This window comes from Methylobacterium sp. D54C (assembly GCF_053345595.1).
In genome coordinates, this window is sequence record NZ_JBKFAK010000230.1 from 1 (window position 1) to 292 (window position 292).

A 292-nucleotide genomic window follows, 5' to 3' on the forward strand; every position below is an offset into this window, starting at 1 on the left:
ATGGCGATGATGTGCAGCGCGCTGTTGGCCGCGCGATCACCGCCTCGGTTGAGGCGATGGCGCACCGTCTTGCCCGATGAGGCCGGCACGGGGCTCACGCCACAAAGCGCCGCGAAGCCTGCCTCTGAGCGCAAGCGCTCGGGATTGTCGCCGGCCGTCAGGAGGAGCTGAGCGGCGCCATTGCTGCCGATGGAGTTGCGGGCCACGAGGTCCGGGGCAAGCTCGTCGACGATGGCGCCGATCATGGCATCGAGATCGGCGATCTCGTCGTGCAGTTCCAGATAGCGCCGCG

Annotated in this window: 1 protein-coding gene; it reads right to left on the reverse strand. The window is 68.2% G+C overall.

What is annotated here, in order from left to right; genetic code table 11:
- Window positions 1-292: transposase (locus tag ACLBYB_RS33295; RefSeq protein WP_447701441.1), on the reverse strand; the 292-nt coding region annotated here is incomplete at both ends.